At 41.2% G+C, this 23,398-nt stretch carries 18 protein-coding genes and 2 pseudogenes; 10 read left to right on the top strand and 10 right to left on the bottom strand.

Annotation, left to right across the window (positions count from 1 at the left end; genetic code table 11):
- Together TY49_RS17435 and ahpC are read right to left on the bottom strand one after the other, a co-directional pair.
- Window positions 1–522 (bottom strand): annotated as a pseudogene (locus TY49_RS17435) (alkyl hydroperoxide reductase subunit F); the annotation flags it as partial.
- 13 nt (window positions 523–535) lie between these two features.
- Window positions 536–1,099 (bottom strand): alkyl hydroperoxide reductase subunit C, encoded by a 564-nt coding sequence (ahpC, locus tag TY49_RS17430; protein WP_041967188.1) that lies wholly within the window; start codon window positions 1,097–1,099, stop codon window positions 536–538.
- A 309-nt stretch (window positions 1,100–1,408) separates the two neighbouring features.
- On the opposite strand from ahpC, the gene TY49_RS17425 reads away from it, so the two are divergent.
- The 3 genes from TY49_RS17425 to TY49_RS17415 are packed head-to-tail and all read left to right on the top strand — an operon-like array spanning window position 1,409 to window position 3,792.
- Complete coding sequence (locus TY49_RS17425) at window positions 1,409–2,359, top strand: heme-dependent oxidative N-demethylase family protein (RefSeq protein WP_041967187.1); 951 nt, start codon at window positions 1,409–1,411, stop codon at window positions 2,357–2,359.
- An 8-nt stretch (window positions 2,360–2,367) separates the two neighbouring features.
- On the top strand, window positions 2,368–2,814 hold the full coding sequence (locus TY49_RS23990) for a dimethylamine monooxygenase subunit DmmA family protein (protein ID WP_052442225.1): 447 nt from the start codon (window positions 2,368–2,370) through the stop codon (window positions 2,812–2,814).
- Between the two features lie 18 nt (window positions 2,815–2,832).
- Window positions 2,833–3,792, top strand: coding sequence for a PDR/VanB family oxidoreductase (locus tag TY49_RS17415; protein ID WP_041967186.1), 960 nt, complete (start codon window positions 2,833–2,835; stop codon window positions 3,790–3,792).
- A gap of 50 nt (window positions 3,793–3,842) precedes the next feature.
- Here TY49_RS17415 and TY49_RS17410 read toward each other — a convergent pair whose 3' ends face one another.
- From TY49_RS17410 to TY49_RS17390, 6 genes and pseudogenes are all read right to left on the bottom strand, one after another.
- Window positions 3,843–5,072 carry a dicarboxylate/amino acid:cation symporter gene (locus TY49_RS17410; protein ID WP_052442224.1) on the bottom strand — a complete coding sequence of 410 codons (1,230 nt, stop codon included), beginning with the start codon at window positions 5,070–5,072 and terminating at the stop codon, window positions 3,843–3,845.
- Window positions 5,073–5,489: 417 nt separating this feature from the next.
- Window positions 5,490–6,500: an NAD-dependent epimerase gene (locus TY49_RS17405; protein ID WP_041967185.1), complete on the bottom strand. Its 1,011-nt coding sequence runs from the start codon at window positions 6,498–6,500 to the stop codon at window positions 5,490–5,492.
- Window positions 6,497–7,786, bottom strand: coding sequence for an RIO2 family protein (locus tag TY49_RS17400; RefSeq protein WP_041967184.1), 1,290 nt, complete (start codon window positions 7,784–7,786; stop codon window positions 6,497–6,499). The genes TY49_RS17405 and TY49_RS17400 overlap by 4 nt, the downstream gene beginning before the upstream one ends.
- Window positions 7,783–8,853: a glycosyltransferase gene (locus tag TY49_RS17395; RefSeq protein ID WP_041967183.1), complete on the bottom strand. Its 1,071-nt coding sequence runs from the start codon at window positions 8,851–8,853 to the stop codon at window positions 7,783–7,785. Before TY49_RS17395 ends, TY49_RS17400 begins: the two co-directional genes overlap by 4 nt.
- 214 nt (window positions 8,854–9,067) lie before the next feature.
- Window positions 9,068–9,229 (bottom strand): DUF3231 family protein, encoded by a 162-nt coding sequence (locus tag TY49_RS25450; RefSeq protein WP_269745762.1) that lies wholly within the window; start codon window positions 9,227–9,229, stop codon window positions 9,068–9,070.
- Window positions 9,230–9,302: 73 nt separating this feature from the next.
- A pseudogene (locus TY49_RS17390) lies at window positions 9,303–10,061 on the bottom strand (DUF3231 family protein); the annotation flags it as partial.
- A 187-nt stretch (window positions 10,062–10,248) separates the two neighbouring features.
- Here TY49_RS17390 and TY49_RS25065 point away from each other — a divergent pair.
- The 5 genes from TY49_RS25065 (at window position 10,249) to TY49_RS17370 (ending at window position 16,793) form a co-directional block, all read left to right on the top strand.
- Window positions 10,249–10,398: a lipoprotein gene (locus tag TY49_RS25065; RefSeq protein ID WP_198135646.1), complete on the top strand. Its 150-nt coding sequence runs from the start codon at window positions 10,249–10,251 to the stop codon at window positions 10,396–10,398.
- Window positions 10,399–10,537: 139 nt separating this feature from the next.
- Window positions 10,538–13,621 carry an efflux RND transporter permease subunit gene (locus TY49_RS17385; protein WP_041967182.1) on the top strand — a complete coding sequence of 1,028 codons (3,084 nt, stop codon included), beginning with the start codon at window positions 10,538–10,540 and terminating at the stop codon, window positions 13,619–13,621.
- A gap of 135 nt (window positions 13,622–13,756) precedes the next feature.
- Window positions 13,757–14,098 (top strand): zinc ribbon domain-containing protein YjdM, encoded by a 342-nt coding sequence (locus TY49_RS17380; RefSeq protein ID WP_041967181.1) that lies wholly within the window; start codon window positions 13,757–13,759, stop codon window positions 14,096–14,098.
- Window positions 14,099–15,012: 914 nt separating this feature from the next.
- A complete protein-coding gene (locus tag TY49_RS17375; RefSeq protein WP_041967180.1) occupies window positions 15,013–16,185 on the top strand; it encodes a ParM/StbA family protein in 1,173 nt (390 codons plus the stop codon).
- A 14-nt stretch (window positions 16,186–16,199) separates the two neighbouring features.
- A complete protein-coding gene (locus TY49_RS17370; protein ID WP_041967179.1) occupies window positions 16,200–16,793 on the top strand; it encodes a hypothetical protein in 594 nt (197 codons plus the stop codon).
- Window positions 16,794–16,840: 47 nt separating this feature from the next.
- Here the strand turns inward: TY49_RS17370 and pepF are convergent, their stop codons facing one another.
- Complete coding sequence (pepF, locus tag TY49_RS17365) at window positions 16,841–18,658, bottom strand: oligoendopeptidase F (protein ID WP_041967178.1); 1,818 nt, start codon at window positions 18,656–18,658, stop codon at window positions 16,841–16,843.
- 182 nt (window positions 18,659–18,840) lie between these two features.
- Between pepF and TY49_RS17360 the strand changes: the two genes are divergently transcribed.
- Window positions 18,841–20,466 carry an ATP-binding protein gene (locus TY49_RS17360; protein ID WP_041967177.1) on the top strand — a complete coding sequence of 542 codons (1,626 nt, stop codon included), beginning with the start codon at window positions 18,841–18,843 and terminating at the stop codon, window positions 20,464–20,466.
- A 62-nt stretch (window positions 20,467–20,528) separates the two neighbouring features.
- Here the strand turns inward: TY49_RS17360 and TY49_RS17355 are convergent, their stop codons facing one another.
- Window positions 20,529–21,701, bottom strand: a complete 1,173-nt coding sequence (locus tag TY49_RS17355; protein WP_041967176.1) for a tetracycline resistance MFS efflux pump — start codon at window positions 21,699–21,701, stop codon at window positions 20,529–20,531.
- Window positions 21,702–22,105: 404 nt separating this feature from the next.
- Here TY49_RS17355 and TY49_RS17350 point away from each other — a divergent pair, with 404 nt between their 5' ends.
- A complete protein-coding gene (locus TY49_RS17350; RefSeq protein ID WP_041967175.1) occupies window positions 22,106–23,233 on the top strand; it encodes an NAD(P)/FAD-dependent oxidoreductase in 1,128 nt (375 codons plus the stop codon).
- The last annotated feature ends 165 nt before the right edge of the window (window positions 23,234–23,398 follow it).

Here is a 23,398-nt window from a genome sequence, read left to right as displayed (position 1 = left end):
CATTACCGTTGGCACAGCCATGATCTGCTTGCTTTCAACTTCATCTTTAAAAGCTGCACCGTCAATCATCGTATGGGAAATCCCAGGATTTAAAACACTCATTACATTTAAGGCTTGTACAACATCAGGACAGTTATGGCAGCTCAGGCTGACATAAGTTTCAAAACGATATTCTTCTTTTATTGCTTTTACCTGGTCAATGACTTTCTGGTCAACCTTAGGTGCTCTGCCGCTCACCTGCACCAATGCCAGCACTAATGAAGTGAATTCATGTCCTAAAGGAATGCCCGCGAATGTCACCCCAGTGTCTTCACCGGGGCGGTTGACACTGAAGCTGGGTGTTCTTTCCAGTTCGGCATGCTCCACTTTAATATGGGATGACATTGTTGCCAATTCATCTACTAAAGCCAGCATGTCTCGTGATACATCATCCGATCCAGCGCTAACTTTAAGCAGCACATCGCCCTCCATCATTTGAAGATATTGGGCTAATTGTGCTTTTATATCTGCATCTAATAACATGGGAGTGTACCCCTTAAATCTTTCCTACAAGATCAAGGCTTGGCTTAAGAGTTTCGCCGCCTTCTTTCCACTTAGCAGGGCAAACTTCGCCTGGGTTGTTGCGTACATATTGTGCTGCTTTTAGCTTGCTTACTACCTGGCTAGCGTCACGGCCGATTCCGCCTGCATTGATTTCAACAGTTTGGATAACGCCGTCTGGATCGATGATGAAAGTTCCGCGCTCTGCAAGACCATCTTCTTCGTTCAATACATCAAAGTTGCGAGAGATTTTCTGTGAAGGGTCTCCAATCATGATGTACTCGATTTTGCCGATTGCTTCAGAGTGGTCATGCCATGCTTTGTGAGTGAAGTGAGTGTCAGTTGATACAGAGTATACTTCAGCTCCCATTTCTTTTAATGTAGCATATTCGTTTTGCATGTCTTCAAGCTCAGTTGGGCATACGAATGTGAAGTCTGCTGGATAGAAAACAACTACGCTCCACTTACCTTTAAGGTTTTCTTCAGAAACCGTGATGAATTCTCCCTTGTGGAATGCGTTTGCTGTGAATGGTAAAACTTGAGTACCGATTAATGCCATGATTAATTTCCTCCTTGAATGGTTGAGTTATTTTTTGAAATAGTTTCACTGATAAAGTTCAGTTAACTATTCGGTAAACTAGAATAATTCTAATACAGTAACGATTATTATATAAAACTAATTAAGTGTCAAGTGATAAAACTCCGGGTTTGCATACTTCATCATTATTTCAGGAAAAAGACACAATTATACCGAGGTTTACAACTTGCCCTATATAAGCTTGTCCAACTTTCCTGCTTGTAATGAATTCATCAGCCAACTTCTGTATAGTATTAAGTAGATGAAAAATTCAGAAAAGGTGGGATAACGATGGCCTCTACTGAGAAAATCAGCGCATTTCCTTATCCATTTGTTGAAAATAATGTATATAGATATTCTAACAATGCGATTCCATTAAATCCACCAATTGCAATCGAAGTGACGGATTCTTATATAGAGGAATTGAATCTTAAAAGAGGGCTGTTGAAAATGCACCCCAAGCGCTGTTTTCACTCAGAGCCCCATACAATGGATGCCCAGTGGGAAGCGTTGGATTTAATTCTGAATCAATTGGCTGAATATTATCCTGAAAAATTCAAGCTTGTTACCAACGGAGGTCATTGGATATTCAATAACCTTCATAAAGGTGAAAAACAATCATTCACGTTTGGAGATCCGACGACACTGGACCGGGAACCTCTGGATTTTGTTGGCCGGCATGTCCAGGAGGATCTGATTTTGATGATGCAGCGGGATGGTGACCTTTTTTTAGATGCAGGGCAGCTTTGCTTTCCGGCCAATTGGTCATTGTATTTTGATGCTGGCATGTCATTCAAAGAAATACATACACCCATTCCCGGATTTCAGTCCGCCTCTCTAGATGAGCGAATTCTCCAGTTCTTAATGAGAATTGAGGCAGGGAGTCCCTGGTGGAGGAAAAACTGGTCCCTGATGGCAGGCAACCGGTTGGATACTTCGCTTGAAACCTTTGCTGAATGGGGGCAGGCTCGAAAAAAAGTGACGAAAGAAAATGTTGGTGAGCTGGTTCATCTTCGGGTTGAGGTCCAAAAATTATTCCGTCTGCCAAAAAGCAATGGAATTTTATTTACGATCCACACCCATATGCTTCCGCTTGAGCAATTCATTAAACATACACCATGGCTGGAGCAATTTTCGTCGATCCTCCAGGAACTTCCGGATTTCATTGCGGATTATAAAGGCATCTCTCTTTACCGCGAAGTTGTCCTGGAATATCTAGAAAAGGAATTGGAAAAAAGGTGATTCAAGATATGTTTTCATATGTGGAAGGTAAAAGGAAGCTTTTATTTTGTACAGATTCAGAAGTTGATCGGAATCTATATATTCTCGTTCGGCAGGCATTGGATGAGAATGTAACATTTGAGTTTCATATTTTAGAAGAAGAAAGTGAAGAAAGTTTTGTCAACCAATGGTTCCACAAGCAGAAAATGGGCGCCTACTTATACATTTCCGGTAAAGAAGATTTTGTTAAAAGGATAAAAGACGTAGCAATGATGGCTGGATTTACTGAACATGACATGCAATCACTTATTAACGGACCTGTTAAGAAGAAGCTGATTTGCTGCACATGCCACGGGGTGAATGAGGTGTCGGATCAGACACATGTCGTTTGTGTTCACTGCGGCCAGGAACTGGAAGTGTCAGACCATTATTCACGCCGTTTGGATGCCTATTTAGGATATGTAACGATCAAATAGAATAGGAGGAGCTTTTGATTGCATCAGAAATCTACCCTTGAAGTACGTGTAAAATCAATTATAAAAGAAACTGCGACAATTAAAAGATTTACCCTTCAGGCGCTGAATGGATTGAAGCTGCCGCCATTCAGCGGTGGATCTCATATTTCCACACATTTGCCGAAAGCTTCGGGGACATTGGAAAGATCTTATTCAGTTTTTAATTTATCGGAACCTGGCTCCATCGAAATAGCTGTCCGACTGGCAGAGCCTTCAACTGGAGGGTCTGAGTACTGGCACCATCATGTTTCTGAAGGGGATGTTTTGAAAGTCAGCTATCCAAAAAACCATTTTCCTTTGAGTTTTCAGGCAAAGCACCATGTTTTTTATGCAGCCGGTATCGGGATTACCCCATTTTTATCAATGATGGCTGAGCTTAGTGAGAAAAACCAATCCTTTGAGCTTCATTATGCTGCAAAGTCAAAAGAGCAATGCGCATTTTTTGATTTCCTGAACCAGACCTACCCTGGACTGTGCCATTTTTATTTTTCTGAGGGAGAGAATCGGCAACGTTTGTCAGCAAAGCTGCTTATGGATCATCGAATCGGCACACATGTTTATTTTTGCGGGCCGGATAAAATGATTCAAGAATTTTCAAGTGCAGCTATAAGGTACGGCTATCCAGCATTCAATTTCCATTTTGAACGGTTCGCATCACCTGTGAAAAAGGATGCGCTCCCGTTTGGAATTACATTGAAACAGAGCGGCAAACACCTTGAAGTGCCTGCAGAACGATCACTGCTTGATGTCCTTCGTGAAATTGGAATTGATGTCTCGTATTCCTGCAGAGTCGGCGGTTGTGGTACATGTGAGGTGAAGGTAGCTGAGGGGGAGATTGACCACTACGATTCCTTCCTGACAGATGAACAGCGGTGCTCAAATCGTACAATGCTAAGCTGTGTTTCACGCGGTAAGGGTAATGTGCTGCTTGATTTATAATTGGAAATATAAGACCGCATCTAAGAGCAGATGCGGTCTATTTGTCTTTATTAACCAGCCATTTCAGCCTTCTTTTCGGATTGGTCGACAACCGCTGCACCAACGACGTCTCCTACTACATTCGATGCTGTTCCGGCCATTCCGATAATCGCATCGACACCGGCAATCAGTGCAACGACCTCTAGTGGCAGGTCAAACATCGTCAGCACGACTGACAGGGTCACCAGCCCAGCCGCAGGGATGCCTGCTGTGCCAATCGAAAGGAGAGTCCCGATCAGGACTATGGTTATAAAATCAGTCAGTGAGAAACTGATCCCTGTTACATTGGCAGCAAAGACAATCGATGCGCCCATGCGAAGTGCTCCGCCATCAGAATTGAAAACAGCTCCCAAAGGTAAACTGAAATTCACCATTCTCTCGCTGATGCCTGCCTTCTTCGCACTTTCAATCGCAACTGGCAATGAGGCGATGCTGCTGGAAGTGAAAAACGCTGTCGTATAGGCATCCTTTGTGTTAGCAAAGAAGCTTTTGACCGGAATTTTGAATAGTTTCAATGTTCCACTATAAACAAAAGTCCATAGAATGATGACCCCGATATAAAATACTGCTGTAAACTCTAATAGGGAAGTTAATGTATCCCAACCTTGTGTGCCAAATGTCGAAGCACTTATCGCAAAAATACCGATTGGAGCGTAAAGAAGGATCCCCTTCAAAATTCTGAAGAACACCTCATTTGCCGCTTCAAAAAATGCTTGCAGATGAGTTCCGTAGTTTTGGACTTTTTCCTCATTAGCAAATCTCATCCCTGAAATCGTAAAGCCAATAATGACTGCCAGGAACAGTATGGCCATTAAGTTTCCTGATGTAAAAGCCGAGAAGAAATTATCCGGGACAATATTGAAGATCACATCTGAGAAGGAAGGTGTCGCGGGCTTCTCAACCTTCGCACTAGGCAGAGAGAGGGAACTTCCTGGATTGATCCATAATGCAAGTCCGAGGCCGATCAAGACGGCAGCAGCCGTTGTCGCTCCATAATAAAGTACAAGCTTTCCTCCAGTCCGGCCTAATTGCGCAGGATTCATTTGATTCACTGCGAGCACAACCGTCAGGAATACAACGGGAGTAGCGATGAGATTAAGCAATTTTATTAACAGTGTTCCAAAAGGTTTGAAAATCTCGGCTTCCGCCCCAAATAAAACACCAGCTAAAATACCTAGGACGAAGCCGACTGTCATTTTTAAAATGAAAGATGAGTTTTTGTATGAATTCCAAATGTTCAATTTCTTGTATCGCCTCTTTTTTATAAAATTGTTATGCACTGGATAAATAGTACTAACTATTAAATTACACTTGTTATCTAAAACAGACAATAGCGGAATTGGTAAAGGTGCCAAATGAGATGATGAAAGTTCTAATATGGAATTGAAATTTGTAAAAGAGGTAAGATCAAAACCTGACGAAAATTTGTGGTTATTATCAAGGTTTGTTAAAGGACAAGTTTTACTAGGGAATTAAACTCTCTAAGAGACTGGGTACTAGCTGCTGTATACGTTAAAAAAGATGGTGTTGAAGAGTACAAAGCTTATCTAGTAACAAAAGAATAAATGATAAAAAGGATTCCATTTGGTTCTTATACCAATGGAATCCTTTTTAGTTTTGTCATTGACCAACCACGTTGCTGTTTATTACAATTCCAATCATTTTTTCTGATGATAATCTTTATACCAATTAACAAAAGATTCTAGCCCTTTTTCTAATGCTGTAGAAGGAGAGAAGCCTACATCCTTCTGAAGATCCGTTATATCAGCATAAGTTATTTTCACGTCACCTGGCTGCATTGGCAAAAATACCATTTTTGCTTTTTTGCCAATTTTTTCTTCCAGGATTTGAATGAAATCGAGGAGTTTCACTGGGTTATTGTTGCCGATATTATAGAGTTTAAAAGGAGCATAGCTGGAGCTGGGGTCTGGTTTTTCCCGATTCCATCCATCCTGTTGTTTAGGAGGTTGATGGAGGAGCTTTACGATTCCTTCGACGATATCGTCAATAAAAGTAAAGTCTCTGCTCATGTCTCCATGATTGAATACTTTTATTGGATTGCCTTCAATAATATCCCTTGTAAATGAATAATAGGCCATATCAGGTCTTCCCCATGGGCCATATACTGTAAAGAATCTAAGCCCTGTTGTTGGAATATCGTATAAATGACTATACGTATGTGCCATTAATTCATTAGCCTTCTTGGAGGCAGCATACAAACTTACAGGGTGGTCGACTGGATCCTTTTCAGAGAAGGGGGTTTTTGCATTTGCCCCATATACCGAGCTGGAAGAGGCGTAAATCATGTGTTCTACCGGAAATTGCCTGCATGCCTCTAATATATTCAGAAATCCCTGCAGGTTTGAATGTACATAAGAGTGTGGATGGGTTAAGCTGTATCGCACTCCTGCCTGAGCAGCTAAATGGATGACGATATCGATTGAATGATTTTTGTAGACGGAAAGTACTTCATCTTGATTTGCCAAATCTATTTTGTAAAAGGTGAAATTTCCGGTAGTTTCTAGCAGACTCAACCTTTCCTTTTTTAGAGCGACATCATAATATTCATTCAAGTTATCAATACCGATCACCTGATACCCCAGTGATAATAATCGTTTTGACAGATGAAACCCTATAAATCCAGCTGCACCTGTTACGATAATACTCATTTTCTTCGATCCTTTACATGGTTTCTGTATTCTTTTCTAAACCAGCTTTTCTTTTCTTCAGGAAGCTTTTCTTTTTTTCTACGCTGATTCTTGTCTACTGTAGATTCCTCAATTGCTTGAACTACTTCGGAAAGCGGGATTGGCTCTTTCGTCCAGTTAGCATGAGTTTTATGGTCCAATGCTCTTACCTGTTCAAGGAATGACTCCAGAAAACCTCTTTCATGAAGATTTTGGAACAATTCCAGAGGACGGTCCTGTACCCGCGTATATGAGTAAACATGATCGACAAATTTGAATCCTTGATTGGTCAGGAAAATATGCCTTAACGGTGCATCGATTTGTTTGAATCCAGCCTTTTTCATTGTTTTCAAAATATCGAGGAGACGTTTCGTTATATCTTCAGATAGATTAGATTGTTTTTTCAGATATTGATTTAAATTAGGACCGATTAAATATTCCATTTCTACATATTGGTCCCCCGTTTTATATACCGTAGGGATGAATGATAAATGCTGGTTTGCTAAAAGAACGTCTTTTTCTTGTTTACAATGTCCAGGTTTTCCGTAGATCTTTACACATTTGTCTTCGCTTATTCGGTATACTGCGCCTTGATGTCCTTTGCCAATGAGTGGCTGGGTGACAGAACTCTCAACTTTGACTCCTTTTCCAGAACCGCCTGATGTGACAGGAATATTTTTGTAATCAAAACTGTTTTTATCGAAATACTTTTCCCATGTTTTAAAGGTATCGGGCTCCAGTTTTTTGACTCGGGATAAAAAAGAATCCTTTAATAAAATGATATTCAAATCTCTTAATAGTTTAAGAGGAACGGGATGTTGCCTTTTGAAGGCGTTCACGTGATCGACTACTTTTAATTCTTCATTTTCCAGGACAAAAATATGCCGTAATGGTGCATCGACCATCGTAAAATCTGCATCCTTCATAGCATTGAGTATAGAAAGTAGTTTTTTTGTAATTGATTCTGGGATATAGGTGCAGTTTCGCAAATATTCCTTCAATGTAGGAGCGTTGAAGTATTCCATTACCACAAAATTGGCCCCTGTTTCATATAGTCTTGGGAAAAAGGGTAAATGTTGGCCTGCTTTCAGTGCTTCTGCCTCCATCTTCGCCTGCAGCTGGTCTGTATAGATTTTTACGCATTTTCCTTCTGATAACTTAAATACAGCCCCTTGAGAGCCCATTCCAATCAATGGATAGTTAGTTGGGTTATCAATTATTAAGGTTTTTATGCCCTTCGTGACTTTAATGGTTTTAAATTCCTTCATTTTCTTTTCCCTCCCAACAACTCATCGTAATATTTTGCCTGTAAAAGAAGTTGCTGGTCAGCATCAAAGTACTGTTCAACCTTCTGTCGTGCGGCTTCTGTAAATGAAGTCCAATGTTTCCTGGTGTTCAGCATATATTCAAGTGCATCTGCCAGTTCATCGACATTGTTTTCCTGTGCGAGAATGCCTTCTTTATTATGGGTGATTAATTCAGGGATACCTGCATGATAGGTAGAGACTACTGGGACCCCCAACGCCATGGCTTCTTTTAAGGTATTTGGGATTCCCTCGAGGTCTCCATTGGACGCTTCCATACTGGCAGCACAGAACAAATCGGCATTCATCATATGCTGTTTTACTTGTTCTTTTGGGAGATGGTTTAATAACTTGAAAGAGTCGCCTAAATCCAGTTGTTTGGCTAAAGAGAGAAGTTCCTCTTGAAGGTCGCCTCTTCCAATGATGGTCAACGTGGAATTAGGGAAGCGGTCTTTAATTTTTTTGTAGGCTTTCATCAAGACATGATGGCCCTTCTTTTCTACTAATCTTCCTACGGACAGAATATTCTGTCCTGATCCTTGAACATCCGGAGCTCTGTAATGGTACTTTTTTAAATCAACTCCTCCGTAAAGGACCTTGATTTTTTTTGGTGGGCAGCCCCAGGATATCATCCTGTCAGCTAAATAATGGCAAACAGGATAGAATTGGTCTCCTTTTTCAAAGAGCATTTTCATATGTTCCAAATAGGCAACGGGCTGATCAGCAAGAGTTGCATCACGGCCTCTAATACTCGTTACCAGCGGAAGTTTTGTCTTTTCCTTGAAAGGGAGCAGCAATATGCCCAGTTGGCCATGGTGGGCATGTAGAAGAGAAATATTATTTTTCTTAATGAATTTCTTTGGGGAATAAATTTCACTGAGATAGTGAACCTTTTCATTTAGAAGAGACAGGTCAGTCATGTACTTTGGCTGGCGCACCATATGAATATAATCGTAACCAGGGATTTCTCGTATCTGAGGGATATATTGGGTGGGATCAACCCTCAAGTTTAAGTGAATAACAGTTTGCAATTATACCTTCTCCTTTCGATAAACGTAGCTGTTCGTACATAGTTTATGAAGGAAGGAAAAAAGGACTTGGACATATAGGAAAAGATTTAAGAGAAAAACGCGGAATTTTATTTCTCGGAAAATTTTTAAGGGGAAAGAAGTTCTATGGGTTATGCAAAAATAACAAGTGTATTGAATTAAAATAAGCAGGTCAAATTTGACCTGCTTATTATTTCTATAGTTTTCGATCCAACACTTGAGGTGGCTGCTCAAGCCACTTTTCTGTTATCATCAACAGCAATCCTTTTCCGTAAAACATCTTCATTTGGTTGGAGATCACCGTGAATTTTGTTACGATATCTGTTCTCAAGCTTGAGGTCAATGCCTGGTTGATCATGATGAAGCAGAACATTCCTAAGCAGGTATTCACAAAAAAACAGCATCAGCTTATCCGAAAATGGCGACCCTTTCGTATTTAATATGTTATAGTCCCCAGATGCTGATATAGGGATATTCTCCTTTTCGAAGACCTCTTGTAGTGAATGTAAAACCTTTTCTAAGGAAACTGTACCTTTGCTGAAGTGTTGTTTCACTTCCTTATCGGAAGCAAGTTTGCTGAAAGTCACAAGAATCATTTTAGAAAAACTGGCCCGATGGATGATTCTGGATAAATTCGCAATTTCCGCTGCATTCACTGGCCTTGAACCACCGAATAAACCATTGATGTATTTCATGTTATCAACCAGATCGATTGTATGGTCCATTGCTATCTGAGGTGACTTCAAAAATACCCCTTGTGACAGCATCAAATCAGTGATTTCATTTTGAATTTGTATGGTGAATTCTATAGCATTTTGAAAATGATTCCGGACATCCTTCCTGGTGCAATCGGGAAAGGCAGCGGGGTATGTACTCAATGACAGCATCGTTATATCATGACAAATATATAAGATGAAGGTATCAGAAAATACTTTATCAGCGTCCAGCCTGACATCCTTTTCGGTAAAACCTAAAGGGATTGTCAGGTTTTCTTTTGTAAAAATTTCCTCAAGGTCATCAAGGCTCTTTTGTGAGTACTCCACCATTTTTCCTACAATATTTTTAATCTCGGAATCCTCAGTTGTTGCATTGAAATATTGAAAGAACCTCAACTCCATACTGCTTTTTAAATAGGAAGACCATAAATTTGATATCTCTGTTGAAGTAAGTTCTACGTTTGTTCCACTCATGGGACGAGTCACTCCTTTGTTATTATTGTTCAACTTTTAAAGAGATTTATTACAATAAATATAAATATTATCAGGATTTTACATTTTGGTTTGTGCCACTCTTTAGACAAGGAAACCTAATTTTATGAAATAAGGTTACATAGAAAAATAAAGCATAGGAAAAACTTCAACAAAAGGAGGTAGAAAAATGAAAAAGCTATTGTTTATGTTTTTATTGGCGATTTCCATGTTCACTGTGACAGGCTGCGGCAATGACGCACCGCCTGAGGAAGGGGAACAGCTGGAAGATGTTGAGGAAGAAGATGAAATTGGTGACGGCGAAGTAGATGATGAATAAAAATACGATATCCGCTTCTAAAAGAAGCGGATTTTTTTGTGTTATTCTCTAAAGCTTCTGTACATCTATCGTTGACAAATGACCAGTCAGTCAGTAAGATTATTATCGTCAATAAAGTCATTTTTAGGTAGGTGCAGTAGTGAAAAATTTAGTCAATTTTGTCCTTGGAAATAAACTGGCCGTATGGCTGCTTACGATTATCATCACGGTGTCCGGGATCTATTCTGGCACACGGATGAACATGGAAACCATCCCGAATATTTCAATCCCATACCTAATGGTTATGGATGTATATCCTGGAGCAACTCCTGAAAAAGTAATGGAGGATGTATCGATTCCGATTGAAAAAGCGGTAGAGGGCCTGGAAGACGTTAAATATGTCTATTCGAATTCATACTCCAATATGTCGAGTATTCAGGTTGAGTATGAGTATGGCATTGATATGGATGAGGCCAAGCGTGCTTTACAATCGGCATTAGAAATGGTGACTCTGCCGGAAGGGGCTCAGGAACCGACCATCACAGCGATCAGCATGAATATGATGCCAGTTGCTGCATTGAGTGTCAGCAGTTCAACTGAGGATATTGTGGAGCTTACATCCACCGTTGAAAAAGTCATTCTTCCGAAAATCGATAAAATCGATGGTGTTGCCTCTGTGACGATGACAGGACAGCATATTGAAGAAGTTAATTTAACATACGATGAAGCCAAACTTGCGCAATTTGGATTAACGGAAACGAATGTAAAGGAAATGATCCAAGCCAGCAATTTAGGGGTTTCTTTAGGCCTTTTTGAATTCAAAGAAGGCGAGCAGGCCGTTGCCGTCGATGGCAAATTCACGACGACAGATGAATTGAAAAATATGCTGATTCCTGTCACGCCTTCTGCAGAAAACCCATCACCCTTTGTAAAACTTAGCGAAGTTGCCGGGGTTGAGCTGGTTGGTAAAGTACAATCTATTTCACGGACAAATGGTGAAGATGCGATTGCCCTGCAGATTGTCAAAGAGCAGCAAGCGAATACCGTTGATGTAGTTAATGCGGTAAAAGATTTAGTAAAAGAAGAAGAGGCTAAAATTGATGGATTGGTCATTGAAGTATCGCTTGATCAGGGGGAGCCGATTGAAGAATCTGTTTTTACAATGATTGAAAAAGCTTTATTTGGCGGATTAATCGCCATTCTTGTTATCCTGCTTTTCCTGCGTGACTTCAAATCTACGATTATATCAATTGTCTCGATTCCAGTTTCGATTTTTATGGCATTGCTGCTATTGAACTGGATGGACATCACGCTTAATATCATGACGCTTGGTGCGATAACTGTAGCGATTGGCCGTGTTATTGATGACTCGATTGTTGTCGTAGAGAATATTTATCGCCGCCTCCATCTAAAAGAAGAGAGGTTAACGGGCCGGGCACTTGTGCGTGAAGCGACAATTGAAATGTTCAAGCCAATTCTGTCCTCCACACTTGTGACAGTTGCTGTATTCGCACCGTTAATCTTCGTAGGGGGGATGGTAGGGGAATTATTCACTCCTTTTGCCCTGACGATGACATTCGCTCTGGGTGCTTCACTGATTGTAGCAATTACGATCGTACCAGCATTATCTCACTTTTTATTCAGGAAGAAGTTATATGGTGATAAGTCTGAAAGCAGCCATAAGGAAGTTGGAAAGCTGGCTAACTGGTACAAAGGCGTCTTGAATAAGTCTCTTAACCATAAGGTCATCACTTCACTCGTTGCTGTTGTCTTGCTTGTAGGAAGTCTTGCTTTGACTCCGATCATCGGCTTCAGCTTCATGGGAAGCGAAGAAGAAAAAGTAATGTATCTGACTTACACACCTAAAGCAGGTGAGCTCAAGGATGAAACAATTGGAAATGTAGCAGAAGTAGAAGAAGAGATGCTGAAACGCGAAGACATTGATATCGTACAGGTATCGATTAACGAAGAGGCTGATCAGATGACTGCCATGATGGGCGGAGGTGCAGGCGGAGCATTAATGTACCTGATCTTTGATCCGGAAATGGATAACTTCTCGGAAGTAAGAGATGAACTTGAGGAATATGTGTTTAACATTGGCCACAGCGGCGAATGGAAGAGCCAGAATTTCGGCGGAATGTCGATGCCTGAGAATGAAATCAGCTATACCTTGTACAGTGAGGATTTAGGCAAGTTAAACGAAACAGTCAAGATGGTAGAAGAAGAAATGAAAGAAGTTGATGGCTTGAAGGATGTGTCCTCCAGTGCGGAAGATGCTTATGTAGAATACACCTTCAAGGTTGAACAGGATGAATTGCTGCAATACGGATTGACAACAGGACAAATCGTTATGATGCTCAATCCGAACAAGTCGAAAGAGGTCTTGACGACCGTAGAAAAAGATGGAGAATCTCTTGATGTCATTGTTCAGCAGCAGCAAGCAGAACAGCCTGAATCAATCGATGATATTCTTGCCACTGAAGTACAAACAGCGATTGGTACCACTTTGCCATTGTCTGAATTAGTAAGTGTAGAAGAAGGCACAACGCTGAATGCCCTGGCACGCAGCAAAGGCCAGTATTATGCTTCTGTATCAGGAACTGTCGTCAGTAAAGATATTTCAAAGGCAGCTGCAGAAGCTGAAAAAGCAATCGATGGATTAGATCTTCCTAAAGGAGTGGAAGTCGGAGTAGCCGGCGTCCAGGCAGATATGACGGAAACATTCACCCAGCTTGGCGCTGCAATGCTTGCTGCGATTGCGATCGTCTACTTCATCCTGGTTGTTACCTTCCGTGAGGGTGTCGCACCATTCGCGATACTATTCTCGCTTCCATTCGCAGTCATTGGGTCGTTTGTTGGGTTGCTTATCGCAGGAGAAACCATCTCTGTCTCAGTCATGATGGGTCTGTTGATGCTGATCGGTATCGTTGTAACGAACGCCATCGTGCTTGTAGACCGGATCATTCACATGGAACGAGAAGGACTGACGATGCGCGATGCGGTTCTTGAGGCAGGTGCTACCCGCTTGCGTCCAATCCTGATGACCGCCATCGCCACAGTAGGAGCCTTGATTCCTTTAGCTATAGGATCAGGCGGAGGCGGACTGATCTCCAAAGGTCTGGCGATTACCGTAATTGGTGGTTTGACCAGTTCGACACTCTTAACCCTGATTATTGTACCGATTGTTTATGAAGTTTTATCTAAGATTTTTAAGAAAAACCGTAGGGAATTTGCCGAAAACTAATCAAAAGAGCCCTGGTGGATGACCGGTCGTCCTGCCAGGGCTTCTTACTATACTGAAGTCTTCTGTAATAAGGTAGGAACATCACCGAAACTTGGCTATAATTAATCTTAATATCAAATAACGGAGGCTTCAAACATGTCTAATTTGCCTAATTGCCCTAAATGCGGCTCGGAATATACTTATGAGGATGGTACCCTCCTGGTTTGTCCAGAATGCGCCCATGAATGGGATCCTGCTGCTGAAACTTCTAATGGAGAGGATAACAAAGTGATCAAAGATGCGAACGGCAATGTCCTGAACGATGGAGACACCGTCTCTGTCATCAAGGACCTAAAGGTAAAAGGTACTTCTTCAGTGATTAAAATCGGGACAAAGGCTAAAAATATCCGTTTAGTTGATGGTGACCATGATATTGAGTGTAAACTTGAAGGGTTTGGAGCAATGAAGCTCAAGTCTGAATTTGTAAAGAAAATATAGAACAATTATCGCCAGGCGTTTTGCCTGGCTTTTGTTTTTTTTTCGCTCTCTTCTTCCTCTTTCGTCAGGTATCGACTATATCTCCTACTCTAACCAACTGATAGGGGAGGGGAGTTTACTTCTATTTAGGACCATGAACGTTTGTTTTCTTGCCAATCGAAAAAAATTTGATTTTTGTGTGGTCATAAGTTGATGTGCACACCTCCTCATGCTTTTTATAGAAGGCTCTTTTCTCAAACTTTGTTGCTATTGACTACAAAATAGAATTTAATGACTTATGTTTCTTCATAAAATGAAGCTGATTATGAAAAAAGAGCTTGCACTCTTAATGCCAACCTGCAAAATAGCCTTTTATCACGTTAAATTCGGCTTTAGGATTTTAACAACAATTCTTACGAAAACAGCCTTATAGAAAAACTACTAATATTACTCCTTATCCAATTCCCGAATCCAATTCGTTTTCAACATCCTCACCATACCTCGATTTTTCCCTTCGTATCTGTTTTTTTAAATCGAGGATGCTTTTTTTGGAATTGCTGCAAAAAAACTAATTAGTAAAGTGGGTAGGGGAGGGGACACACGTGAAGGGAAACTGGGAATTAATTGAAAACAACAGAGATCAAAACTTAAGTATACAAATATGTAAACAAGTACACATATTGTAAACATAATGTTTACAATTGCGTTTACGTGTATACAAAACTGTAAACAAAGCATTAAATCAATATGTATACAACTTTGTATTCATTGTGTACAATTATGTATACAATGAATGTGAGGTTTACAGCCTGTTTACATGTTTACATTTATATTTCTTTTTGCCCGTACTTCTTGCAGTATCTATTATTTACCTTTACCTTTAAAATAGTAAGTGAGTATACATAAACATAGATTATTGAAAAGGAATGATAGAAATGACGAAATCTAGAATTGCAGCTGTTGATGTTGGTAACGATTCTATTAAAGCTATTTTTGGAGAATTTGATAATGAGTTAAACATCCCTAATATCGTAGCAAGGGACACTGAAGACCGTCCTGTCATCGGTATTGAGGAACTTGACACAAAGGATCCACTTGATGGAATTCATATTCGTGTCCACTCCCCTGCCCTGAAGGATAATAACGCTATTTATCGTGTCGGCAATCTGGCGACTAAAAGTGATAATGCTACAGAACTTGATCCCGGAAGCAGCAAGTCCGAGGAAGATCAGACATTGATTATGTTGTTCGCAACTCTTGCATTAGATGCAGTCAATGAAGATAACGCAAAGCTTTTTCCAAAAAGCAAGAATGTCATCGATGCGAATTATACCCTTGGTACTGGGCTTCCGCTTCGTGAAGTCAAGGAAGGAAAAGATGCTGGCTACCGTTCAAAGCTGGTAGGATCTGTACACCAGGTAGAATTCCTTGTTACTCCTAAATACCAGGGTCTAAAAGTAAATATCAAATTTGATGAAGTAAAGGTTTACCCTGAAGGCTTCGCGGCTTATATCAATCTAGTAATGGACAATAGCCTGAAAATCATCAATAAAGACCTTATTGATAGAAGAATCCTAATTCAGGATATCGGCGGCTTATCAACAGATATCGCTGTCATCAAGAACCGCAATGTTGATGATGATAAGGCACAGGGCTTCAACCTTGGTGTTTCTGAGGCATTAGAGCAAATCAGGGAAGAAATCCGCAGCAAGCATGGTGTGGAGTTAGACAGCCGGACAGATGTTGTAGAAATCATCACACGCAAGAATGACCGTAACCACATCATGGTTAAGGGAAGCCGGACAAGCGTACATGATATCACTGACCGCATCCTTCTTGAACTGGCTAAGAAGCAATACCGCCTTCTTCGTAATGTCTGGGCAAAGAACTCACAGACTGAGATCTGCTACTTTGTCGGCGGCGGCGCGACAGTTTTAAAAGAATATATTAAAACATTAAACAATAATCTTGATGGCTATAACATCGAATTCTTCGAGGATGAAAAAGAGAGCATTTGGATGATGGCGAATGCTTACTATAAGCTCATCATGGATTTTGTAAAAAAATCAGATAAGAGCAAAACTGCAACAGAGCCTGTTAAAAGCTAAAGTAAGGTGATCCCATGAAAAAAACCAGCCCAAATGAGATAAAGAGAGGACAAGCACTGTCGTTTCGTATCCCATCCGATACACCAGACCATATCTTAAAGCATCTTCAAAAATTAAAAGAAACCGAGAGAAGAAATTTCTCAAGCAAGATTGCCGATTTTGTCTTGCAGGGTGTGGGGAATTCATATTCCAGGGAACGCGAAACGATTACCATTCCTCTCCCGCGCAATCTCAGCAAATCGCAACGGGATTGGATCAAGCATGAGCATTCAGAAGCTTTGCTGGGCAATATTGTGTATCAACTTCTGACAGACCCCATACGGGCCACCGCACTGCTTGCATCATTGAACAGCAAATCAACAGAAATTGATGAAGCCCTGTACCTTCAGGAAGAGGAAATGGATTCTCCACCGGTGATTGCAGCAGAGGATTCATCGGTAATTGAAGAGACTGCTTCAACGACTGAAAACGATTCAATGGATGATGACCTTGATTCATTTGTCTGGGAGTCAATTGAGCAGGCCGACAAACCAGAAGAGGGAACCGAAGAGAAGGAAGAGGATTTGGACGATCTTCTTGGAGATTTCCTCGCTAAAATGAATAAATAACCAGAAAGAACCCATGGGTACAAAATTGCCCATGGGTTCTTTTCATATTATTGATAAGATTGCTCTAATTCGTCAATCAATGCTCCGACATAAGCAACTGCTTTGCGTACTGGTTCCGGTGTCGACATATCCAATCCAGCATGCTTCAGCAACTCAAGCGGCTTCATGGTGCCTCCCGCGCGGAGCACCTCAAGCCATCGGTCTACGGCAGGCTGGCCTTCTTCCTGGATCAGCTGGGATACGGCAGTCGATGCGGTCAAACCTGCTGAGTAGGTGTATGGATACAAGCCCATGTAGTAATGAGGCTGGCGCATCCAGGTCAGGCCGGCTCCTTCATCGATTTCCACTGTATCGCCCCAGAAGCCTTTAAGGACGTCTGTTTTGATTTCAGTAAGTGTCTTTGCTGTCAGGGCTTTTCCGACTTCAGCATGGGCGTATACGCGTCGCTGATACTCTGCCTCAAGCAGATGAGTGACAAAGTTATGATAGTACGTTCCCAGAAGCTGCAGAATGACCCAGCGGCTCATCTGCGCATCTTCTTTATTTTTTTCGAGAAGATACTGTGCGAGAAGCATCTCATTCATCGTAGAAGGCGCTTCAATGAAATACATGGAAGGTCGGACATTCATGATGCGCTGATTCTGGTTCGCCAGGTAAAAATGTCCCGCATGACCGAACTCGTGAGCTAAAGTGAAGCAGCCACGCATATTGTCAGCCCATGTAATCAGGATATATGGATGTGAACCATATGGGCTTGAGCAGAATGCTCCTGTTGATTTGCCGACATTATCAGCAAGGTCCACCCATCTCTCATCAAAGCCTTTTTCAATCATGGCGGTATAATCAGGGCCCATTACTTTTAAAGACTCTATAATGACCTCACGAGCCTCTTCATAAGTGATTGCTGGGTCAAATTCCGGGTCAAACGGAGCCTTCAAGTCGCAGAACATCATTTTGTCCAGGCCTAATACCATTTTCTTCAATTCAGCAAAACGGCGCATATGTGGTGCCAGTTCTTTATAGATGATATCGATTTGATTATTGTACATCTCGGGTGTTACCTGCTGTGGCTCAAGGAGCATATGTGTCACTGAATCATAATTTCGCAGCTTTGCGAGAGTTACCTGCTTTTTTACCTCAGTTGCATAGGCTGCAGCGATTGTATTTTGATATTGTTTTAGGGTCGAGACAAAGGATTCATATGCTTTTCTGCGGACATATGTGTCTGGTGAAAATTCATACCGGCTCTCAAATAATGCGAAAGAGACTGGCAATTCATTTCCCTCTTCATCCCGGATCGAAGAGAACTGCATGTCGGCAAGCTTAGCCATTCCATAAACATTGTAAGGAGCAGAATGGACCTCACCAAGCGCAGCTAATACTTCTTCAGTTTCAGGCGATAATCTATGCTTTTTGGTTTCTAATAGTTCTAATAAGTTCTTTTTGAAGGGTTCCAGACCAGGTTCTTCTTGAAGGAATTCTTCAATTTTTCCATCCTCGAAATCCAGTATTTCAGATGAAATAAATGATAGAGCAGACAAAGCTTGTGTGCCAATGGCTGCTACCTTAGCTGAATTTGCCTGATTGACAGGGTCAGTGCCATCCGCGGATTGCTTCAAGCTTGAGTATGTACGAACTTTGACCAACTTTTTCGTTAGTTCTTCCTGAGCAGTAAGGCATTCCAGCAATGCCCTTGAACCTGTATGTAAGATACCTTTAAAGTCCGAGAATTTTTTGACGTCATCTTCAATCTCTTTTAGTGCCGCCTCCCAATCCTGGTCAGATAGGAATAAATCATCCAGATTCCATCTCAAATCAGCAGGGACTTCAGAGCGGGCAAAACGCTTTTCAATCGTTTTAGTCAAATTAATCTCCTCCTTTAATATGTTAATATTACTACGAAAATCGAAATATTTTAAGTTAAAGTTTAATTATTTTAAAAATTTTAAAAACGATAAACAAACAATTACCTTATATACTATGGAAAAGGTGTATTCTCTGGTATATGATAATTAGTAAATCGGGAATTTATATAGGTGGGAGCCAGTTGATTATAATAGATTACATAATTAATCTTTCAATGCTTTCTTTAATGGTCAGTACTCCTTTAGTAATTCGGTCTTATCTGAATCTTAATCCACTCAAACAGCTGCGGATTTGGGCAGGGTTATATGCGGGAATTGTTTCCTCTGTGCTCGTTAGCCTATCATTCCAGGATCAAGGCTATTCCTATGATATCCGTTACGCAGTTATCATTTTGGTCTTTGCATATCTCGGGCCAGGCCCGGGTTTAGTTACTGGCAGTATTGCATTGGCCTCCAGATTGGTGGCTAGTGATAACTGGTTTCCAGCAATAGCTGGCTGGTTAGTAGTCATGGCCGTTTTTATCGTGATTCATAAACTCACTTTACATATTAAACCTGTTAGAAGATATATGATTCTGACGAGTTCATATATTGTTACTTATATTATTATTGTACCGATCGCTTTTAACGTAATTAGAGACAATCCAGTTTTCCACCTTCAATACTTATTATTTGTTTCAATAGGAGTACTTATTGGAGGATTATTGATCGAGTCATATGAAAAATTATACAGGATTATTAAGGAACGAAAGAGGATGGAGCAGACACTGGAAGAAAGTGAATCCAATTACCGCCTCATTGCTGAGAATACATCAGATCTTATAATGGTAATGGATAAAGAGCATGCCATAAGTTATTTCTCCCCCTCTCATGAGGTGGTGTTGGGATACAAGGTTCCAGAGCTTGAAAACATAGAAATATGTAAGGTGATTCATCCAGATGACGTTGTGAATTTCAGGGACACAATCACAAAAATTATGAAAAATAAAGAACCACTGACAGTAGAGTTCCGCTTCCAGCATATAAATGGTAAATGGTTGGATTTTGAGTCCCGTTGTATGCCCGTTATGGATGATGCTCAAACAATCGAGCACATTGTGATAATAAGCAGGGATATTTCTGAGCGCAAAAAAGCCGAAGAGATTCTTTTACAATCTGAAAAGCTATCAATTGTGGGGGAACTGGCAGCGGGGGTAGCCCATGAAATCCGGAACCCCCTTACTACAATAAAGGGGTTTGTCCAACTGTATGGAAAAGATAATAAGTCAAATGAAATTAACAGCTTGCTTCTTAGCGAACTAGAAAGAATCGAAACAATAACAAGTGAAATGCTTTCGTTAGGAAAACCTCAGGCTATCCAGCTTAACCAGGCCAACTTGTGTGATTTGATCGATCATACCGTCGAATTCTTATCTCCGCAGGCCAATATGAAAAATATACAATTCAGCAGAAGTTATCTGGGTGCAGACTTCTTCATAACATGCGAGAAAAATCAGATCAAGCAAGTGTTCCTTAATATTTTTAAGAATGCTATGGAGGCCATGCCTAAGGGTGGAAATATAGATATAAAACTGCAAAAAGGGATAGATGGTGAATGTATTATTTCTGTTCAAGATGAAGGTTGCGGAATTCCGGAAGAATTGCTTCCACGCTTAGGAGAGCCATTTTACACATTGAAGGAGAAAGGGACGGGGCTAGGGTTGATGATTTGCCATAAAATCATTAAACAGCACAATGGCACGGTTTCCTATCATAGTAAGCTAAACAATGGGACCTTAGTTAAAATAAGACTCCCCTTAACGAATTAAGAAAAGGCAGAGCAACTATAAATAACAGGAGGATGGCAATTAAGCCATCCTCCTGTTTGTCATTATTGGTCTAACGAATGGGAAGTTTTTGTTCGTGCTTGATAGAATTGATATAGAATCAGGGCAACCATTGATAAAATAATCCCTGAAATATAAGGCATTCCAATGGCGATCGAGAACAGCCATCCGCCTAAAGGTGGTCCAATGATCCTGCCGAGAGAATCAAAGGATGAAAGCAATCCTGTCGTTCCGCCATGCCCTGTTGTCGATTTCTTTGTCAGTAATGAGGATACACTTGGGCGAATTAATCCATTTCCTATTCCAAAAATAGTAAGGAATAATGCTGCAGTGCCAAATCCTTCAGTCAGCAGGATTAATCCAAAGCCTGCGGCAGATATGATGATACCGAGCTGTATGACCACACCCTCGCCAAGCTTCTTAGTCAATCTGCCGACTAATCCACCTTGTACAATGGCTCCTGCAAGTCCCATGATCATGAAAATATATCCTAATTCCACGGATCCAAGCCCTGCTTTTTCAGCAGCAAAGTAAGCAAACGTTGCCTCAAGTCCGGCCAAAGAAAGTGAAACGAACAACTGAAGTAGGAAAAGCATGGATAGCGGCCCATTCAAAGCCTTCAATAATGAATTTTTCTCCTTTTCCTGACTGCTGCGCTGTTCAGCTGAAAGCGACTCTTTCAATACAAAAGTAACGAATAAGAACGTAACCAATGATGTAGCTCCTGCAAGATAAAAAGGTGTACTCAGGCTTGATTGAGAGAAAACACCGCCGATTGCCGGACCGAAAATGAATCCAAGTCCAACTGAAGCGCCGATGATTCCCATGCCTTTACTGCGGTCTTCTTCGGATGTGATATCGGCAACATAGGCCATGACAGTTGGCATATTAGCCGATGACAAAAACCCACCGATGATCCGTGCCGCAAACAGCATCCAAAGCTCAGTGGAAAGTGCCATCAAGAAGAAAGAAAGGGACAGTCCCAGTATACCGATCATGATGACAGGCTTCCTGCCAATCCTGTCGGAAATGCGGCCCCACATTGGCGCGAATAAGAACTGCATCAAGGAATAGACCGCCATCAATAATCCTAATTGAGTAGGCGTTGCCCCGATTTCTTCTGCATAAAACGGGATGACTGGAATGATGATTCCAAATCCAACCATTACGAGAAACATAACTAAAAATAAAATAGGCAAAGCCTTTTTAGTATCCATCTTTATATTCACTCCATTATTTCAACAGTATCTTTGTTAAAAGTGCACAATAATAAAAATTATATCAGAAACCCCTAAGGTATAGCGAAAATAACTTTTCGAGAGTGGAAACTTATTTTTATAGGTTGCTGTAACGATCTGTTAGGTTAGCATTTGGCTTTTTGATTTAATTTCAATAGTTTTTATTATAGCAGGAAGATTATTTATTACTCTCATGATTCAGCACTATTGTTCTCAGTAATTGTAAATGAATAGAATTCCTCCATGTGAGAGTAGATTGCATATTTTATTGCTATTTATGTATGAATTAGCAGTGAAAAAGTAAAAGGAATAGCTTACTTTGAGTCTATTGATGAATTTCTGTAGAATGATGACAAAGAATTCTTTTATGAAAAGGTGTATTTATGAAAAAATATGTAGTCATTGGCGCAGGAATATTAGGTGCTTCAACTGCCTATCACTTAGCGAAGGAAGGAAAGAGTGTAACGATCATTGACCGTGGAGAACCAGGGCAAGCGACGGATGCTGCGGCTGGTATCATTTGTCCCTGGATAACTCAGCGCAGGAATAAAGCGTGGTATTTTCTTGCAAAGAATGGAGCGGCCTTTTACCCGTCTTTGATCAAACAATTAGAAGATGATGGCGAGATGGAAACAGGCTATCAGCGTGTAGGAGCCCTTAGCCTTCATCATGATCGGGAAAAACTTATAAAAATGGAAGAAAGAGCGACTGTGAGGCGTGAAGATGCTCCGGAAATCGGAGAAATCAGGCAGCTGGATCCTCATGAAACAAATGAATTGTTCCCGCCTTTATCAGAAGAGTATTCTTCTGTGCATGTAAGCGGTGGGGCACGCGTGAATGGACGGTTGCTGCGATTGGCTCTTCTGAATGCAGCGCAAAAACATGGCGCTTCACTGGTGGAGGGTGATGCCCAATTAGAGTGCGCTGGCGAAAACGTGACAGGTGTTTATTTGAGAGATACAAGATATGAAGCTGACAAAATCATCATAACTGCAGGGGCATGGGCACCTGAGTTGCTGAAACCGCTTGGGATGAATCTCAGCATCGCTCCTCAAAAGGCACAAATCATCCACCTGAAGCTTGAAGGTTCAGGGACCGGAAGCTGGCCAGTCGTCATGCCGCCGAACAACCAGTACATTCTTGCGTTCGATGGAGGAAGGGTTGTCATCGGAGCAACACATGAAGACGAGATGGGTTTTGACTCCCGCCCGACTCTTGGGGGCATGCATGAAATCATTGATAAAGGATTAACAGTCGCTCCGGGTCTGGCTGATGCAACCTATCTTGAAACAAAAGTGGGATTCCGGCCGGTTGCACCGAATTTCCTTCCGATTATTGGTACCGTTCCAGGTTTTGATAACCTATTCATGGCAAATGGACTGGGCGCTTCAGGTCTCACAGTCGGACCATATCTTGGAGCCCAGCTCGCCAAACTGGCAGCAGGCGAAGACGTCGAACTAGACCTCGAGCAGTACGATGTCTCAGGAGCCATCAGCGACAATATTTCCTAGGCAATGAAAAAAGTGAGCAGGAGACCTTTGAATGAAGGTGCTTTGCTTGCTTTTTTTTGTGTGTAGGAGGACTGTAATCAGTCCCTGCATTGCCCGGAATGAGCGGGCAAGCTTGAAAAGGGTAAAAGGAAAGGCTCAGCATTGCCCGGAATGAGCTGGAAAGTA

The organism is Mesobacillus selenatarsenatis SF-1 (genome assembly GCF_000813125.1).
GTDB lineage: Bacteria > Bacillota > Bacilli > Bacillales > Cytobacillaceae > Mesobacillus > Mesobacillus selenatarsenatis.
Note: the sequence above shows the minus strand (reverse complement) of the source record. Positions and strands in the feature narration are given on the sequence as shown.

Excerpts from the sequence above, each read along its gene's own strand:
- ahpC (WP_041967188.1), bottom strand. The coding sequence starts at position 1,099 with ATGGCATTAATCGGTACTCAAGTTTTACCATTCACAGCAAACGCATTC.
- TY49_RS17425 (WP_041967187.1), top strand. The coding sequence starts at position 1,409 with ATGGCCTCTACTGAGAAAATCAGCGCATTTCCTTATCCATTTGTTGAA.
- TY49_RS23990 (WP_052442225.1), top strand. The coding sequence starts at position 2,368 with ATGTTTTCATATGTGGAAGGTAAAAGGAAGCTTTTATTTTGTACAGAT.
- TY49_RS17405 (WP_041967185.1), bottom strand. The coding sequence starts at position 6,500 with ATGAGTATTATCGTAACAGGTGCAGCTGGATTTATAGGGTTTCATCTG.
- TY49_RS17400 (WP_041967184.1), bottom strand. The coding sequence starts at position 7,786 with ATGAAGGAATTTAAAACCATTAAAGTCACGAAGGGCATAAAAACCTTA.
- TY49_RS25450 (WP_269745762.1), bottom strand. The coding sequence starts at position 9,229 with ATGATCAACCAGGCATTGACCTCAAGCTTGAGAACAGATATCGTAACA.
- TY49_RS25065 (WP_198135646.1), top strand. The coding sequence starts at position 10,249 with ATGAAAAAGCTATTGTTTATGTTTTTATTGGCGATTTCCATGTTCACT.
- TY49_RS17380 (WP_041967181.1), top strand. The coding sequence starts at position 13,757 with ATGTCTAATTTGCCTAATTGCCCTAAATGCGGCTCGGAATATACTTAT.
- TY49_RS17375 (WP_041967180.1), top strand. The coding sequence starts at position 15,013 with ATGACGAAATCTAGAATTGCAGCTGTTGATGTTGGTAACGATTCTATT.
- TY49_RS17370 (WP_041967179.1), top strand. The coding sequence starts at position 16,200 with ATGAAAAAAACCAGCCCAAATGAGATAAAGAGAGGACAAGCACTGTCG.
- TY49_RS17355 (WP_041967176.1), bottom strand. The coding sequence starts at position 21,701 with ATGGATACTAAAAAGGCTTTGCCTATTTTATTTTTAGTTATGTTTCTC.
- TY49_RS17350 (WP_041967175.1), top strand. The coding sequence starts at position 22,106 with ATGAAAAAATATGTAGTCATTGGCGCAGGAATATTAGGTGCTTCAACT.